Origin of the sequence: Halolactibacillus halophilus (genome assembly GCF_900115605.1) — a bacterium.
In the GTDB taxonomy this organism is placed as follows: domain Bacteria; phylum Bacillota; class Bacilli; order Bacillales; family Amphibacillaceae; genus Halolactibacillus; species Halolactibacillus halophilus.
Window position 1 is genome coordinate 1 of the sequence record NZ_FOXC01000007.1, and the last position, 17,863, is coordinate 17,863.

16 protein-coding genes and 1 pseudogene are annotated in these 17,863 nt (G+C 37.1%); 9 read left to right on the forward strand and 8 right to left on the reverse strand.

Annotated features, from left to right (window positions below):
* From BM098_RS03940 to BM098_RS03950, 3 genes and pseudogenes are all read right to left on the reverse strand, one after another.
* Window positions 1-583: pseudogene (locus tag BM098_RS03940) on the reverse strand (transposase); the annotation flags it as partial.
* A gap of 189 nt (window positions 584-772) precedes the next feature.
* A complete protein-coding gene (locus tag BM098_RS03945; protein WP_089830641.1) occupies window positions 773-991 on the reverse strand; it encodes a hypothetical protein in 219 nt (72 codons plus the stop codon).
* A gap of 227 nt (window positions 992-1,218) precedes the next feature.
* Window positions 1,219-1,677 (reverse strand): hypothetical protein, encoded by a 459-nt coding sequence (locus BM098_RS03950; protein ID WP_089830643.1) that lies wholly within the window; start codon window positions 1,675-1,677, stop codon window positions 1,219-1,221.
* Window positions 1,678-2,456: 779 nt separating this feature from the next.
* Here BM098_RS03950 and BM098_RS03955 point away from each other — a divergent pair.
* A complete protein-coding gene (locus BM098_RS03955) occupies window positions 2,457-4,106 on the forward strand; it encodes an FAD-dependent oxidoreductase (protein WP_089830645.1) in 1,650 nt (549 codons plus the stop codon).
* A 326-nt stretch (window positions 4,107-4,432) separates the two neighbouring features.
* On the opposite strand, the gene BM098_RS03960 is transcribed toward BM098_RS03955, so the two are convergent.
* Both BM098_RS03960 and BM098_RS03965 read right to left on the reverse strand, forming a co-directional pair.
* A complete protein-coding gene (locus tag BM098_RS03960; protein WP_089830647.1) occupies window positions 4,433-5,950 on the reverse strand; it encodes an ABC transporter permease/substrate-binding protein in 1,518 nt (505 codons plus the stop codon).
* Window position 5,951: 1 nt separating this feature from the next.
* Entirely contained in the window at window positions 5,952-6,890 is a 939-nt protein-coding gene (locus BM098_RS03965; RefSeq protein WP_089830649.1) for an ABC transporter ATP-binding protein, read from the reverse strand.
* 221 nt (window positions 6,891-7,111) lie between these two features.
* On the opposite strand from BM098_RS03965, the gene BM098_RS03970 reads away from it, so the two are divergent.
* Window positions 7,112-7,513 carry a hypothetical protein gene (locus BM098_RS03970; RefSeq protein WP_089830651.1) on the forward strand — a complete coding sequence of 134 codons (402 nt, stop codon included), beginning with the start codon at window positions 7,112-7,114 and terminating at the stop codon, window positions 7,511-7,513.
* 340 nt (window positions 7,514-7,853) lie between these two features.
* Here BM098_RS03970 and BM098_RS03975 read toward each other — a convergent pair whose 3' ends face one another.
* Entirely contained in the window at window positions 7,854-8,483 is a 630-nt protein-coding gene (locus BM098_RS03975; RefSeq protein WP_089830653.1) for an FMN-dependent NADH-azoreductase, read from the reverse strand.
* A 206-nt stretch (window positions 8,484-8,689) separates the two neighbouring features.
* On the opposite strand from BM098_RS03975, the gene BM098_RS03980 reads away from it, so the two are divergent.
* From BM098_RS03980 to BM098_RS04010, 7 genes are all read left to right on the forward strand, one after another.
* Window positions 8,690-9,244: a TetR/AcrR family transcriptional regulator gene (locus BM098_RS03980; protein ID WP_089830655.1), complete on the forward strand. Its 555-nt coding sequence runs from the start codon at window positions 8,690-8,692 to the stop codon at window positions 9,242-9,244.
* 73 nt (window positions 9,245-9,317) lie between these two features.
* Window positions 9,318-10,106, forward strand: coding sequence for a heliorhodopsin HeR (gene heR, locus BM098_RS03985; RefSeq protein ID WP_089830656.1), 789 nt, complete (start codon window positions 9,318-9,320; stop codon window positions 10,104-10,106).
* A gap of 266 nt (window positions 10,107-10,372) precedes the next feature.
* Window positions 10,373-11,242: a patatin-like phospholipase family protein gene (locus BM098_RS03990; protein WP_089830658.1), complete on the forward strand. Its 870-nt coding sequence runs from the start codon at window positions 10,373-10,375 to the stop codon at window positions 11,240-11,242.
* 35 nt (window positions 11,243-11,277) lie between these two features.
* Window positions 11,278-12,369 (forward strand): site-2 protease family protein, encoded by a 1,092-nt coding sequence (locus tag BM098_RS03995; protein WP_089830660.1) that lies wholly within the window; start codon window positions 11,278-11,280, stop codon window positions 12,367-12,369.
* Between the two features lie 247 nt (window positions 12,370-12,616).
* Window positions 12,617-13,087, forward strand: coding sequence for a MarR family winged helix-turn-helix transcriptional regulator (locus BM098_RS04000; RefSeq protein WP_089830663.1), 471 nt, complete (start codon window positions 12,617-12,619; stop codon window positions 13,085-13,087).
* Window positions 13,080-14,819, forward strand: a complete 1,740-nt coding sequence (locus tag BM098_RS04005; protein ID WP_089830665.1) for an ABC transporter ATP-binding protein — start codon at window positions 13,080-13,082, stop codon at window positions 14,817-14,819. The genes BM098_RS04000 and BM098_RS04005 overlap by 8 nt, the downstream gene beginning before the upstream one ends.
* Entirely contained in the window at window positions 14,812-16,707 is a 1,896-nt protein-coding gene (locus tag BM098_RS04010) for an ABC transporter ATP-binding protein (protein ID WP_089830667.1), read from the forward strand. Before BM098_RS04005 ends, BM098_RS04010 begins: the two co-directional genes overlap by 8 nt.
* 128 nt (window positions 16,708-16,835) lie before the next feature.
* On the opposite strand, the gene BM098_RS04015 is transcribed toward BM098_RS04010, so the two are convergent.
* Together BM098_RS04015 and BM098_RS04020 are read right to left on the reverse strand one after the other, a co-directional pair.
* Window positions 16,836-17,021 carry a hypothetical protein gene (locus BM098_RS04015; RefSeq protein ID WP_234987407.1) on the reverse strand — a complete coding sequence of 62 codons (186 nt, stop codon included), beginning with the start codon at window positions 17,019-17,021 and terminating at the stop codon, window positions 16,836-16,838.
* Window positions 17,022-17,192: 171 nt separating this feature from the next.
* Window positions 17,193-17,705: a DUF3221 domain-containing protein gene (locus BM098_RS04020; RefSeq protein WP_089830671.1), complete on the reverse strand. Its 513-nt coding sequence runs from the start codon at window positions 17,703-17,705 to the stop codon at window positions 17,193-17,195.
* Window positions 17,706-17,863 lie beyond the last annotated feature (158 nt).

Below are 17,863 nucleotides of genomic sequence, written 5' to 3' on the forward strand. Positions count from 1 at the left end.
GCGTCTTTTATACCCTGAACTTCTCTTATCAATGTTAGGTGAGATACCGTTAATTTGGCTTTTCTTTGAACTTAGTAGAGAGAAATCTACAGGGACAAAGGTTGCTCCGTCGGACCAACCAAGTGTAAGTAAACGAAAACCTTTGTAGTATCTCATCTTCTGAGAAGCATGATCAAAGCAACGTGCCAGTAATTCAACAGATTTACTTCGATTTCTATCATAAGATGAGTCATCCAAAATGAGAACCTTTGGTCGTTGGTGATTGGTTAACTTGGTTACTTTACCAATAGTATAACGACTTAGGTTAAGTAGGAACTTACGCCAATTGAATGGTTGAGTGATTCATAAAGCGATAAACGGCATCCTTTGCGGGAAAATCGTGAGATTTCTTACTTTCAAGTGTTCTAAACCAGTTCTTATTTCTGAATATGAGACCAAAAACAAGCTGAAATAAATACCCGCTAGAAAAACCAAGTGCTTTCGTAATACCGGCATTTCTCAAGTGTTGTAAAACTTTGAGTTCTTTAAAAATGACATTTAATTCATTTGGTAGTTGCTTATTTAGGTCATTATTAGTTATCATATAGGAGACACCTCTTCTGTATGTTATTGTGTTTTGGTTAACTCAATTATACCAAACAGGAGTGGTGTTTTTTTATATTTTTTTAAAAGCAACATGAGTATTTAATTAACTAATGTTCTTAGAATCACTAAGTTTAGCAGTCATTTTTGAACTGCGAAAGTTGAGTTAATTACTAATAAATTTAAGACGTTATTGTTTTTTACTAAAAGTTTTCATAGCATCATAAACTACCAACAAACCGATAATTAATGAACTCGTTCTCAATATAAATTCTGCAACTAAAAGGTTGCCCATAACTCTTTGTACATCATACGATGCTCCAGTTATAATAACAGGAGAAAAAATTATAAGTGTTCCAACTATTAGACCGATAATTAAAAAAGATAAATTTATTACGTTTTTTTTCATGGTTAGCCTCCAGAGAATTAAAAGTATTTGTATCCTTCTTGATATTTATATTTGTACCAACTTGTAGCATGAGATACCCCAAATGAAACGCTACCATATTTTCCGATTCCTATGTTTAGACTACCGTTATAAGTAGTGGTACCGTTATTATAAAAATCACCATTTAAAATATAGAATATCTTATTTGGATCCTCTAATTTAGTATAAATTTCACCACTAAATTGTTTTTATTTACCATTATACGACCTATTCAATGAAACTTTTAATATTTTTTTAATTGCTCTAAAACTACCTCCCCGTTCATCGGTTTGGCAATAATATCTAATTTGAGGTTTATAAGTCGATGTTACACTTACGCTAGTACTTATAGTTCTGTAAGTTGCAGTAGCTGCTGCAGCTACTGAAGATTTATTTACTACCTTACCAGAGGTTCCGTATAAAGAACTAGTTAATTCGTTACGAGCTTGTTCTTTTGAAATGTTTTGATCATTTGCAACTTCACTTACTAACTCTTCATAAGTTAAAACATCACTTATCCCTTCAGTGGACTCATCAATTACTAATTCTTGTCCAAGCTCAACCTTGTTGTCCTTCAAAGAGGACGATCCAGTTTGAGCAAACACAGAAGTAGTCGATACAGTTAAAAACATGATGACAGATAGTGCGACAATCAATACTTTTTTCAAATATATAACCTCCTAAATTTTAGTTAATTTTAGTGTATAACTATATTATATCACTGTCAATAGTTCACAATTAAAAATATTTTTTAACACGGGAGTTTGACACTTCATTTCTCTAAAAACACTCTTAAGCCTTGATATGGCCTTATTTTTTTGTCGAATTTGGCGTTATAGAAACCCAAGAGATCCGCAAAAAACACCTCGGCATTGATTCTCAAGAATGAGCGCGTCAATGTGCTAAGACACTGGAGGATTGTCATAACTTTTCTTTGAGAGAGCATTGTACAAAAGTAAAGGAAGGCAATAATAGAAAAGTGTACATCAACAAAATAATTGGAACAGTAAAAAACATATATTCGTGCGAAGTTTTCGGCTAAAGTGGTTCACTTTTCAAGTAATATTCTGGTTCACTTTTAAGATAACACATACATTCTTGAAAGCTATTTTGGATTATACAAGATTTTCTCTTCGCGGAAAAGAACACGTAGAGAATGAATGAGGATTTGCATTATTGGTAACCTTTTTCAAGGATGAAATTACTAAAATAGAACCGGATGTGATCTTCTTATCAGAAAAACACATCCGGTTTTCACTTCATATTTTCGAGTTTTGCTTCAGACTCTTTTTGTTAAGAATGTGTAAAGTACTTGTATTTATAAAGAGGATTCCTTAGTATATAAGTAGATGATTATATAAGGTTAATGAGTTAATAAGTAGGGAAAAGTAACAGTGTGAAAGATAGGTAGTTGATCATTAAAAAGATACTCTAGGAGGCACACAAAATGAAACTAATTGTCATAGGCGCAGTAGCCGCCGGAACATCAGCGGCCGCAAAAGCAAGACGAAATCAAGATGATTTAGACATTACGATTTATGAAAAAGATATCGATATTTCTTACTCAGGTTGTGGATTACCATATTATATCGGAAATGAAGTAGAATCGATTGAAACGTTAACCCCAAGAGATCCTGCTTTCTTCAAGAAAAAATACAACATTGATATTCATACCGCTCATTTAGTAACCGAGATTGACCATGATAACCAACAAGTGCATGTAAAAAACTTAAAAACAGGTGAAATCTTTACAGATGCCTACGATAAACTCGTTATCGCTACCGGCGCAAAAAGTATAGCACCACCAATTGATGGTGTTGATTTACCACACGTCCATGCTTTACGAACAGTTCAAGATGCGCGTCAGATTAAAGGATATATCGATGACCATCAACCGAAAAAAGCTGTGATTGTTGGAACGGGATTCATTGGGTTCGAGATGCTTGAAAACTTAATTGAACGAGATATAGAAGTAGTCATCGTTGAGATGAAATCACATATTACCTCAAATCTTGATCCTGATATGGCGGACTATTTAGAAGATAAGCTTATAAAAAAAGGGATTGATGTAAGAACAGACACAACTGTCAAAGCGATTCAAGCCAATCACGTGAAGATTGACGAAACAGAAACGATTCCAGCGGAACTTGTTATTTTAGCAACCGGTGTGAAACCAAATGTCGCCCTCGCAAAAGCGATTGGCGTTGAGATTGGTGAAACAGGGGCAATTAAAGTAAATGAGCGCATGGAGACAAATCTTAAAAATGTTTATAGCTGCGGGGACTGTATTGAAACCTTTCAGCGACAAACAAATAAACCCGTTTACCGTCCACTTGGGTCGACGGCGAATAAAACCGGCCGGATCGCAGGTGACCAATTGTCTGGCGGTTCATTAGAATTTAAAGGGATTCTCGGGACAAGTATTTATAAATTATTTGAATTTACCATCGCTAATACCGGTCTATCTGAAGTGGAAGCACGGGCAGAAGGGTTTGATATTGAAGTTTCCCACAATATTAAACCAGATAAACCGGCTTACTTTAATGGAACGGAGATGAATATTAAGGCGATTGCTGACCGAGCATCTAAAAAGTTACTTGGCGTGCAAATTGTTGGACAAGAGGGGGTCGATAAGCGAATCGATGTTTTTAGTACATTGATTACTTATGGTGCAACGGTCGATGAGTTATTTCATTTAGATCTTGCTTATGCTCCGCCATTTTCAACGACTAAAGATCCGGTTCATTATAGCGGAATGATTTTAGATAATGCGTTGTCTAAAGGACGTCCGCTAAAGACGAGTGATGATGTTCGTGAGCTAGAAGCGAACGGTGAGAAGATTCAAATTGTCGATACCCGGATTGAAAAGCAACACCTCGCTAATTGCGTGGACGGCGCAGTGAGTATGCCGCATGCGGTTATTCGGGCACGGCTAAATGAGCTTGATAAAAACTTACCGACAGTGACGTATTGTAACAGTGGTACAACGGGTAATGCAGTTCAGAATATATTACTCAACCACGGCTTTAATGATGTCTCAAACTTATCGGGTGGGAATAAGTTTTATCAAGCGACGAAAAAAACGCGTGATCAATAAGAAAGCTGCATGAGTTATCAATCATTTCCTTTATAATAACAGAGATTAAAAGAGAAAGTCGCCTCTATAGGTGACTTTCTCTTTTATACTGGATTTATCGATGAATCCACTGGATTTTTATCCCATTTAATTTCCGATAAAGTTTAGAATAGTATAAAAAAGTAGAGGGTGACATTCAATTATTGTCCAACTAAAATAGACCCGAGATGCTCATTTTAAGCGTCTCAGGTCTATTTATGTGTTGCTTCATATTCAGCTAATTGCTTAAGTTTGAAAAAATCTTTACAAGAACTTTATTGCTATAAGGTTTTTTGCTTTCAATCATGTTACTCGATTAATCCTGCTTCAGTTAAATAGTCTCGTGCGACAACACTGGCATCTTCATTATCAACTCCGACACGGTAGTTCATCTCGCGCATTTCATCAGAGGTAATTTGTCCACCCAGTTGGTTTAAAACTCTTTCAAGTTCTGGGTATTCTTCTAACGTTTCGGCACGTAATAACGGCGCACCTTGATAAGGTGGGAATAATTCTTGGTCGTCCTCTAAGACGACTAAGTTATAGCGTTCAATCTCAGGATCGGTTGAGTAAGCATCAATTAAATTAATGTCACCTGACTCAATCGCCTGATAACGCAAACTTGGCTCCATCGTTTGCAGTGATGGGAAGGTTAGGTCATAGAGTGATTGAATCCCGAGATACCCATCTTCACGGTCAGAAAATTCTAAGGTGAAGCCTGCCTTAATATCTCCAAGTGCACGGTTTAAGTCAGAAATGGTCACCAAGTCATATTGATTTGCTAGTTCTTCAGTAACAGCCAAGGCATACGTATTATTGAAGGCCATTGGTTCTAATAAAGCCATATTATAGTCACGGAGAATACCACTTCGTGCTTGTTCGTACACAGCTTCTTTTGTATTCGTTTCAGCTTGTTCTTTGATGAGTTCTCCTAAAACGGTACCGGTAAATTCAGGATAGAGATCAATTTCTTCGTTATCAAGCGCATCAAAGACAAAGCTTGTTTTACCTAAGCCGGACCGTGTTTCTACATTAACATCCATCTCTTCTTCAATTAGGGCTTTATACATCTCAACGAGAATCTCTGGTTCAGCACCTAATTTCCCCCCAATGACAAGCGTGTCTTCATCTTGATTTAAGAGTGAAGGGGCGAGTGTTAAACCAAGCGTAAGAATAAGGATTGCCACAATGGCTGTAATGGAATACTTATAATTGACGTGCTCGAGCTTTCTTAAGATAAAGTCAAATAAAATGGCTAATAATGCAGCTGGGATCGCACCAATAAAGATAAGAGCGGTATTATTTCGGTCAATACCAAGCAAAATGATATCGCCTAAGCCACCCGCTCCAATAAGTGCAGCAAGTGTAGCTGTACCAACGATCAATACCATGGCTGTTCGAATACCTGCCATAATAACAGGCATAGCAAGCGGGATTTCCACTTTAACGAGCCGTTTTTTAGAGTTCATCCCCATCGCTGTAGCAGCTTCAATGAGCGAATCGTCTACTTCTTTAATTCCAGTATACGTATTTCTTACAATTGGCAACAGGGCATAAACCGTTAAAGCAATAACCGCAGGCACTTTGCCAATCCCGAATAAAGGAATAAACAAACCGAGTAACGCAAGGGATGGAATGGTTTGAAGGACAGCGGTCACGTTGATAATCGTTTCAGCAACGTTTTCTTTTCTCGTTAAATAAATGCCGAGTGGAATAGAGATAAGTACCGCAAAAAACAGCGCAATAAATGACAGTTGGATATGTTCAAGCAGAGCACTTAATAGTTGGTCTTGCCTTTGAGAAAGTGTGTCAAAGAATATAGACATATTAGACAGCTCCTTTCTCAAAATGATTGATAAAGGCATCGGTAAATGTTTCTTTATTTAGTAGACCGAGTGTTTGGTTGTCCTTTGTAATTAGGAGTGTGTCTGTTGTTTTAAAGTGCCTCATCAGTTCAAATACTGACGTTTCAAGTGGGATTTTTGGTGCGTCTTTAGCGTCTGTTGTTTCGATTAAGTCTTGAATATCAAAGTCTTCATCTTGTTGAACGCTTTTAGTAAAGGTTCGAACAAAGTCATTGGCAGGGTTATATAAGAGCTCTTCGGGACTGCCGACTTGGATAATATCTCCGTCTTGCATTAAACAAATGCGGTCGGCAAGCTTAACGGCTTCACGAATATCATGTGTCACAAACACAATCGTTTTTTTGATTTTTTTCTGTAAATCTTGAATGTCATTTTGCAGTTTCTCACGACTAATCGGATCAAGCGCACTAAATGGCTCGTCCATAAGGATGATATCTGGGTCCGCCGCGAGTGCACGAACAACGCCGACGCGCTGTTGTTCTCCTCCAGATAATTCATGAGGCAGGCGTTTTCGGTATTTATCCGCATCAAGTCCAACCATGTTTAATAATTCAGTCACTCGGTAAGTGATGTCTTCACGTGACCATTTCTTTAGCTCTGGCACAATCGCGATATTTTCTTCAATCGTAAGGTGAGGAAATAAAGCGATTTGTTGGAGCACATAGCCGATATTCCAACGCAGTTTATTAATGTTATACTCACTGATTTTTTTATCTTGAATAAAGATGGTGCCGTCAGAGATTGGAATGAGCCGGTTGATAGTTTTCAAGGTCGTTGTTTTACCACAACCACTTGGTCCAATGATAACAAAAAATTCTCCTTCTTTGACATCAAAGCTACTATCTTTTATTGCGGTGGTGCCATCTGGAAATGTTTTTTTAACGTTTTCGAAACGAATCATGTTGTTCTCCTTTCTTTGAATACTAAAAAGTATGTAAATAAGTATTCGTTAATCTTAATTACCCGTAATAACAAACTATCAAACGCTTGAGCCCAAAAGAGTAGTCATTCTTTCCGTATGTCTGATATGATAAGGAGGGATATAAAATAATATGAAAAAATACTAAAAACCCCTTCATAGAAGAAGCGTAAAAGTATTTTAATCAATTGGAGGATTAAGAAATGAAAGAACGATTCAGACGTTTTATGCAAGGTCGTTATGGCCTTGATCAATTATATGTAGGGATGTTGGTGCTTTATTTCATCTTGTTGTTTTTTAGTCGCTGGTTTATGCCAGAATTAATGACAGGATTGATGACCGTGGTCATTTTGCTAGCTGTCTTTCGGATGTTCTCAAAAAATATTGTGGTAAGACAAAAAGAGAATGCGGTTTATTTACGGGTAATCAATCGAATCAAACATACCGTAAAAAAACTTGTTCAAAAAATAAAAGACCTTCCGACAAAACGCTACCGTACGTGTCCGAATTGTGGGGTTACCTTAAGGTTACCGCGTAAAAGAGGACGGCACAAGGCGACGTGTCCAAAGTGTCAAGCGTCGTTCGAAGTGAAAATTCGGTTCTAAACAAAATATTAAGAAGAGCTGCGTTAAAAATTCGTACACGGCTCTTTTTTAGTGAATAGTGAAGACAGAGACGATTGTTTTTTTACGATACCCCTAATATTCGCCCTATAACATCATCCAGTTACATCAAAATTATTTGAGAATAAGGCCAGTGATTCATATATGAAAAATAACAGTACACTTCATCTCTTATCTTTTGATGTCACAAATTATTTTTTGGGAATTTGTATAAGTAGCAGTTTACATCCAGGTAAAATAGTGAACGTAATAGAGAAAATCTTATTATTTATGTATATAAAAAGCGGAGAAGACAGGGTCTTTTCCGCTTTTTCATTATGTCTTATTTTAAATTTTTAGCGACAGTTTTTACTTTCTCTAAGCCTTCAGCAATGATATCATCTGATTTTGTCGGGTCTTGGTTGTGACCTTCAATGATGACTTCATCAATGATTTCCATACCCATGACGCCACCAAATGATGTTTTCATGTAGTTAACAGCCATTTCTAATGGTTGCATTTCTTTAGTTGAATAAACACCACCACGTGCGTTAAGTAGAATAATTTTCTTATCATTCATTAATTGAATCATGTTGCCTTCAGTATCATATTTAAACGTGAAACCAGCTGAGAAGACATAATCAACGAATGTTTGTAATTTCGCTGGAATGGTTAAGTTCCATAATGGGAAGACAAAAGCGATAGTATCTGCTTTTTCAAATAAATCACGCGCTTTAGACTGAGCAGTAAAAAGACGATCCTCTGATTCTGTTAAAGGTTCGTGACCTTCAAGTTTCATATAAGCATTAAAGATATCTTGACCTAAGTAAGGGGTATCTTCTTTATAAACATCATAAACAGTCACGTCAACGTTGTCATTTTGTTTTAGTTCTTCCATAAATGCGTCATACATTTTTGGTGAGGTTGCTTGACTTGATGGACGGTCATTTGCCGTTACAACTAATAAATTCATAATAATCGTTCCTCCAATTAATTCGTTTATATTTAGCCAATCATAAAAAAAGAGTTTCAAATCATGACTACATTTGATATTATAATATTATCTTCGATTCAAGACAAATAAAGTGAATCCAAATATCCGATTTTAAACAAATACATGACATTTGATCTATAAACGGCTAAATTTAACAGCAAGAAAACATGATTATATGATCGCAGATGGGGAGAGAACCAATGCAAACAGACCCAAGAATTATTCGCACAAGAAAGAGTGTCGTTGATGCTTTACTCGCATTGATGTCAGAACGTGAAATAGAAAAAATTACCGTAAAAGATATTACTGAAAAAGCAGATGTCAACCGAGCAACGTTTTACCATCACTTTAAAGATAAACAAGCCTTGTTAAACTATACACTAGAAGAACATTTAATTCGCTATTGTTTTGAACCATTCAATGATGCAGACAGTTTTTCACGCGAACTTGTCTTAGGGGTGTTGGAAGCGATTGTTGAGTTGCATGATTATTTAGAAGGCCATTGTCAATTGAACTTCCAAAAGTTTTTACTCGATATTGAACAAGAGATTAAATCTGCGTTAATCAAACGATTTTTACCATTTGTTAAACAAACCGCTAATCACTTCTCGGACGATTATACGTTACTTGAGACATACAAGCTTGTTGGTGGGTTATACAGTAGTGCGATTGCAATAAGAAAAGCAAGTCATTATCGTAGTCAGTTAATTAGTTATGCCACTGATCAATTGATAAAATAGTCGGTTCTTTTTGGTTTAACCTTGCACCTTAGTAGGGAATAGGTCAGTGTAAGTATAAAAGGAGGCGACAATTATGCAAGCACGTTTAAAAAAATTACGACGATTTAACTTAATTATGGGTGGTTTCCACTTCGTTCAGGCAGTCATTATGTTGTTTTTAGCAACCACAGTGATTCAAACAATCTCTGAATTTAGTCCAACGATTACGCAATTCTATTTATCTTTTAATCCAGACACGCAATCACTAGAACTTGCGCAAGATCAATTGTTTGATTTACCGTTTGGGATTGGTGTGAGTTTATTTTTATTTATCTCAGCTTTTGCTCATGCGATCATCGCAATACCTAAGAAAACGAACGATATATACAACCGTGATTTAGAACGCGGAATTAATAAATTTCGTTGGTTTGAATATGCATTAAGTTCATCGATTATGATTGTTCTTATCTCAACGCTATTCGGTATTTATGATATTGCGTCCCTTATGTTAATCTTTATCGTAAATGCAACGATGAACTTATTTGGACTAGTGATGGAACAATTGAACGAAGGCCGTGACAAAGATAACCTGCGTTGGGGTGCATTTATTTGGGGGTCGATTGCGGGTATCGCCCCGTGGATTGCGATCTTCCTCTACATGTTTGGAACAGGCAATTTTGACATGGTTCCTTGGTTTGTGTGGGCGATTGTAGTGACGTATTTCATCGCATTTAACACCTTCCCAGTAAATATGATCTTACAATATAAAAAGATCGGTAAGTGGAAAGATTATTTATACGGCGAACGGGTTTATATTATTTTAAGCCTTGTCGCAAAATCTATTCTTGCATGGCTCGTGTTGTTTGGTGCGATGCAACCATAAGGATCTAAATGAAAAGAACAAACTAAATGTTAAAAAATAACGAAATCGTCCCGGTGACTATATGGTCAAAGGGGCGATTTTTTACATGTAATTGATAATTAAGGATAAAAAGTCGTTCAATACCTCAATTGTCGTAAAAGTATAGGTAACGAACAGGACTTTTGTGCGAAAATTTAGAAAAACATCGCTTTGAATAAGGAGGTTTGATATAATTGGTAATTAGTAGAAGTGATATGTTCACAATGACATTGTAGGAGGTGAGTGTGATGCATCAGACGAGTTTAATTTTAGAAGGTGGCGGCATGCGTGGTGTTTTTACATCAGGCGTGCTTGATTATTTAATGACCGAGGATATGTTTTTTCCTTACGTGATTGGGGTATCTGCAGGTGCGTGTAATGCGTTAAGTTACTTATCTAGGCAGCCGGATAGAAGCCGTTATATTAATGTGAATTTCGCGAATGATCCACGTTATATTAATATGCGCAATGTGCTAAGGGGTAAAGGCATGTTTAATATGGATTTTTTATTTAATGATATTGCGAATGAACTTGTTCCGTTTGATTTTGAGACCTTTCTTAACATTAACGAACGTTTTGTGATACCAACGACAGACTGTGAGACAGGAAAACCTTGTTACTTTGATAACACCGAGGACACAGATATCTTTACGGCCGTTCAGGCGTCAAGCAGTTTACCACTTGTTGGGGTGCCAATCGAGCTTGATGGTTACACGTTACTTGACGGTGGGATTGCTGATCCGATTCCCATTCAAAAAGCGATTGATGATGGCTTTAAACGTCATCTCGTTATCTTAACCCGACCGAAAGGTTACCGTAAAAAACCTTTTCGAGCGAAGTTTACTTCAAAACTGCTTTACCGGGAATACCCTAAGCTAGTGGAGACGATGCTCAACCGGCATGAGATTTATAATAAGACACTTGATCAATTAGAAGCACTTGAAGACGAAGGTAAAGTATTTATTATTAGGCCGAAAGGTCATGAACAAGTCAAACGTGCTGAAAAAGATGTGTCTAAACTAAACGCCCTGCACGGAGCAGGCGTGTCACGGGCAAAGGAACAAATGCCAGCTTTGAAAGATTGGTTAAGCGCAAATAAGCAAGTTGAAATCCATTAAATTTTTCGAGGTGTACAATGAAAAAGTGGCAGAAAATGAGTATATTCTATGGTGTGTGTCTAATTATTGGTCTTATTTTAGGCCTATATGCAGGTGCAAGCGAGCCGTTTTACGAACCTTTTCTATATAATTTAACGATTCAAAATGGATTAATACTTGTTATCTTCATTTTGGTCGTCTTATTTTTAGCGATTAATATTCATGAGTTCGGTCATTTTGTGTTTGGGAAACTCGTTGGTATGGACTTATTGATCTATCGCATTGGTTTTTTGGAGTGGAAGAAAGTGAATGGGGCGTTTCGAGTATCCGTTGAAAAAATGCACGGTTATGGTGGGTTATGTGGGATGATACCTAACCGTTTAGGAGACATATCCAACCGCTCCTTTATCATTTACTTTTTCGGTGGCGCCTTGTTTAACCTTATCTCAGCGTTTCTTGGCTATATGCTCATTTTACATACATCAGGGTTACTTCAAGTGTTTCTTTGGGTGTTTGTTATCTTATCGGTATTCTTAGGGGTCTCTAATTTGTTTCCATTTAAAACAACGACGATGATGATGTCAGATGGTGCCTATATTGTTGGACTAATTAAAGGTGAGAAAGCTGTGACGGATTTGGTGGAGATGATGAACTTTTCAGCGCAATTACAGGCTGGCGTTTCACCTGGTCAACTCAATTTTGAGTTGGTAAAAGAAAATGACAGTATCCATTGTACGTTGCTTAAGCACCTTCAGGCGCTAGAACAGTTAGACTTTAACTCCTTAAAAGAGACAAAAGCAATGCTCGGTGAACGCGTGGATACATCGGACATATTTACGCGAAAAAGTGTCTTAAATGAACTTGTGGTAGCCTCTATACTCTTAGACGACCATGAAGATGTGAAGAAATGGCGAAAAGTGTTAACGCATATAGAGAAAGATCGTGATGCGAACGGTTACCGCACCAAAGCCTACCTTGCTTATTATGACGGCGACTTGACTTTAGTAAAAGAGGCCATTGATCAAGGACGAGCGGTTTTGCACCACTATCCGAGTTTAGGGCAGCAAACAACAGAAGCGGTATTGTTTAATTATTTGGAAAAACAATGCTTGATTGGGTCTCGTTCAAAAGAAGCCGTGACAGAATGAAACATAAAAAAATAGCAAGGATGAAAAACAATCGGTGACGGTTGTTTTTTTCATTCATTCTTATAATTAATTCAGCGTCTACTAAAAAATATATGAAGCTATAGTGGTTGGTTTTAATGATGTTTGGTTTCAGTTGAAAAATTCCATCGTTTTTACACAAAAAAGCAGGAGTCTTTTGATTGACATTTTTTAAAGAAACGGCAATAATATATAGCATGCTATGTAATTGCAAGGAGGTTTATCAACGTTGTCAAATGATTTAGTTCTTTACATACGTTTTGTGTATTTTGCACTTGAGCGTGAAAAAAATCAATATTTTGAACAGCACAACCTTACATCCTCGCAAGGAGATATTTTATTGTTTTTAGGTGGGGCTTATTTTCATCAAAAGGATGTGAACCAGAAAAATATTGAGGAACATTTTCATCTAACTAATCCAACCGTTACAGGATTACTTAAGCGATTAGAGGAAAAGGGTTTTATCGATCGGAAGAAAAGTGAAATCGACGGACGTCAAAAATTGATTTCTTTAACAGATCAAAGCATGCGAGTATTAGAAGATTTCCAGGCGTATAGAGAAACAATTGATCAAAAACTACTTCAAAACATTGATGTTGATCAGCGTGATTTTATGATTAAACAGTTGAGGAAGTTATTAAGTAATTTAGCACCAGTACACAGACATTGTAAGATTGATGGGAGGAAAAATAATGATTAAAAAACTAGTGCCTTTTTTAGGGGAGTATAAAAAAGCAACAATTTTAACGCCAATCATGGTTGTTTTTGAAGTTGTATTAGAACTTATGATTCCACTACTGATGGCGAGGATCGTTGATTATGGTATTCAAGGCGAAGGCGGTATGAGTTATACGATTCGTATGGGATTATTGATGATTTTAATGGCGATTGTGGCCTTGATTTTTGGTGCGCTCAGCGGGAAATTTGCTGCTGAAGCGGGCATGGGGTTTGCAAAGAATATTCGCTCAGGTTTATTTGAGAAAATACAAGGCTATTCATTTGCGAATGTTGATAAGTTCACTACGGCTTCCTTGGTTACCCGTTTGACGACAGATGTCACGAACACGCAAAATGCCTTTATGATGATTATTAGAATGGCCATACGGGCACCGATTATGCTTATTGGTGCAACGATTATGGCAGTATCAATTAACGCACAGTTATCGTTGATTTTCTTAATTTCAATCCCAGTCCTATCATTGACCCTTTTCTTTATTGGTAAGAATGCGCATCCACGCTTCTTAGCCATGCTAGAAAAATACGATGGCTTGAATGAAAAAGTTCAGGACTTTATCGTAAATATTCGGGTAGTTAAGGCATTTGTAAGAGAAGACCACGAAGAATCTCGGTTCATAGAAAATGCTAAACAAGTGCGCGATGCGCAATTAAATGCGGAAAAGCTTGTGATTTTGAACATGCCGATTATGCAGTTAACGATTTATACGAGTGTCGTCGCCATTCTATGGTTTGGTGGTAATATGGTCATTGATGGCACATTTAATATTGGACAGATGTCCAGTTTTATAATGTACATCATGCAAGTGCTTATTTCACTCATGATGATTTCAATGATTTTTATTATGATGATTATTTCACGCGCATCCTTCTCACGTATTATTGAGGGATTAGAGGAAAAACCTACTCTTGATGATGAAGGTACAGATCCAAATCTTCAACTCAATGATGGAACGATTGAGTTTAAAAACGTGTCATTTAGTTATACAAATGACCCTGAGAATGTTGTTTTAAATCAGATTGATTTATCAATCAAGTCAGGTGAAACGATTGGTATTATCGGAGGGACAGGGTCTTCTAAAACAACACTTGTCCAGTTGATCCCGCGCCTATACGACATCTTATCAGGTGAGGTTGTTGTAGGTGGACACAACGTTAAAGATTATCGCTTAAATGTGTTACGTGATAACGTTGCGATGGTCTTGCAAAACAATGTCTTATTCTCAGGTACAATTAAAGATAATTTAAAGTGGGGAAATGAACACGCGACAGATGAAGAAGTAAAAGCGGCAGCAAAAGCCGCTCAAGCGCATGACTTCATTACTTCTTTCCCTAACGGTTATGATACTGATCTTGGTCAAGGTGGAGTAAATGTTTCGGGTGGTCAAAAGCAGCGCTTAACCATCGCAAGAGCATTATTAAAAAATCCAAAAGTGATGATTTTAGATGATTCAACAAGTGCTGTTGATACAGCAACAGATGCAAAAATAAGAACGGTATTTAAAGATTCATTTGACGATGTCACCACACTAATTATTGCACAACGTGTGAGTTCTATTTCCGATGCTGATCGAATTATCGTCTTAGATGACGGTGAAATTAAAGGATTTGATACCCATGAGAACCTCATGCGATCAAACGAGATTTATCAAGAAATCTACGAATCTCAAAGTAAGGGAGTGAGTATCGATGGCTAAAGCAAGACCAATGGGTGGTCCAGGTAGCGGACCAAAAGGTATGGGAAAACCAACGAATATTAAAGATACATTAAAACGTATTGCTAGTTACATGAAAGAGGATAAATGGATTTTCTTGATTGTCTTTCTGACAATTATTACGAGTGCACTTAGTAACGTTATTGGTATTTCTTTCTTACAGACGATTATTGACAATTATTTAACACCGCTGATGGAAGAACAAACGGCAGAACTGATGCAAGACTTTATGATGGTGATTGGTACAGTCGCTGTCATTTATCTTGTTGGGGCAGCGTCCACATATATTTTCAACCGTTTAATGGTTGGGATTTCCACACGGACATTATATAAAATTCGTGTCGACTTATTCCAAAAACTCGAGAAACTTCCGTTGAAGTACTATGATACTCATACACACGGGGACTCGATGAGTCTCTTCACAAATGATATTGACACACTAAGACAAGTGTTATCAAACTCGGTTACTGGGGTTATTAATTCACTTATTACCGTTGTTGGTGTCTTCAGTATGATGATTTTCTTTAGCTGGCAATTAACAATTCTCGTCGTGATTATGTTAGGCGTTATGTTATTTGCGGTAAAAGAAATTGGTGGACGCAGTGCAAATTATTTCGTCAAGCAACAACAAGAACTTGGACAAGTTAATGGCTACATTGAGGAAATGATTGAAGGGCAAAAAGTTATTAAAGTCTTCTCACGACAAGAGAAAGTACATGACGAATTTGATGCCTTAAACGAAGGTTTGAGACAGAGTGCAACAACAGCCAATACCTTTGCAAATATACTTATGCCTATTATGGGTAACTTATCGTATATTCTCTACTCTATTACAGCCATGGTTGGTGGACTTCTTGCGATTGAAGAGTTACTCACTCTAGGTACGGTTGTAGCATTTTTACAATTTACCCGTACTTTTTCACAACCAATCATGCAAGTGTCGCAACAAATTAATGCCGTTCTAACCGGACTTGCTGGAGCAGAGCGTGTGTTTAAAGTTATTGATGAACAGCCGGAATTTGATGAAGGTACTGTTGAGATGGTGCCTGTGTCGATTACTGCGGACGGCACGATGACAGAAGTAACTGAAAGAACAGGTGAGTTTGCTTGGAAAGACCGAGGTGAACTTACACATGTCAGAGGTAGCGTTGTCTTTCATGATGTGGTCTTTGGATATGAGGAAGATAAAACCGTGCTAAATGGTATTTCTCTTTATGCCAAACCAGGGCAAAAAATTGCTTTCGTTGGTTCAACAGGAGCTGGAAAAACGACGATTACGAACCTTATAAACCGATTTTATGATGTACCAGGGGGTAAGATTACCGTTGATGACATTGAAATAAATCGCATTAAGAAGCCAGACTTACGCCGGTCACTCGCTATGGTTCTGCAAGATACCCACCTCTTCACTGGTACGGTAATGGAAAACATCCGTTATGGTCGCCTAGATGCAACCGATGAAGAAGTAATTGATGCAGCGAAATTAGCAAATGCTGATCCGTTTATTCAACATTTACAAGATGGCTATCAAACTGAACTGAAATCAGATGGTAACAGTCTATCACAAGGCCAGCGTCAATTGATTGCGATTGCGCGAGCGGCAGTCGCAAAAACGCCAGTATTAATCTTAGATGAGGCTACCTCATCGATTGATACACGAACAGAAGCACTAATTCAAAAAGGGATGGATCGCTTAATGGATGGTAAAACATCCTTTATTATCGCTCACCGTTTATCAACGGTTCGTTCAAGTGATGCGATCATGGTTCTTGAACAAGGGGAAATTATTGAGCGTGGGAACCACGATCAATTAATTGAACAAAAAGGAAAGTATTATCAACTTTCGGCAGGTATGTTTGAGTTAAGTTAAGCATAACTATCTAAATATTTAATTGATTATTAAAAGGTAGAGATACCAATTAATTTTAAACTAAAACCCTCGTTGTTTGCTTAGCAAATAACGAGGGTTTTTAAGTGTGTGTGGTTTGATTTGTAGTTTTAGTTTGCTTGAATAGATTGCCTCTCAAATGACCGAATATTTTGCTTCATCACTAGTGAAATAACAAATGTGATGCCAACAAGGCCTGAAAAAATATACAAGGCGGTGTTGTAACCACCCGTTGCGTCGTTAATATAAGCAACAGGAAGCAGACCAATTGAACTGCCCCCACCAAACATTCTCACGAATGTTTGAGGAAGGTGTCTTCTCGCTCTAAAACGATAAACCTATGTGAATCAGTGAATATTGTGAACAATTGAATAAAGAAACATTTTATCTTTAATTAGTGTAACTACCGTTAATAGAAAAATTCAACACTTGAATTTCAAACTATTTATAATTGCTACTTACTATTTTCACATGCTGTCATCAAGGCTAAAGGATTGATATCGTTCAGAAAAAACATCGTATAAGTCCACATGCCATACCGCTGCTTGTTCATCATATTCGATCTGGTCAATGACGAATAGTTCAGCAGGATGAGAAGGAGTATCTTGATAGACTTTCTGAATGATCTGTTTTCTGGTTAAAGTCGTATCTTTTTGTGGAACGCGCATTGATTGGGTAATTTTTTTGGTCGTTGCTATTCGCGGATAGTGTTGGCTAATTGAGTGATACCAAACATCAACATAATCCCCAACATCGTACCGTTTTTCGTCTATATTTACCCAAATTAATTCATAATAGCGCTCCCTGCCACCATATGCTCGCATATCTTTAGGATTTTCAGATTGGATTAATAAGCGCTTGGGTGTGGTTCGAATCACATAACCCGTAAGGTCGGGGGTGGTCTGTCTATGTGAAATAAAGAGCCAAAGTGTTAAAATGCCTAAAGATAGAATTAAGATATAAAAAAATGATTGCTTCATAAGTCACTACCCGCTCTCGAATAAAAATAGGTACATAAATAAGACGAGGCAACATCCTAAAAAGTTACAGTAAAATATGAATATTCTTATAAATTAGATAGGAATCATTGTAAATAGCATAAAAAGCCCACTTAATCAAAGTATGAATCTCTGATTAA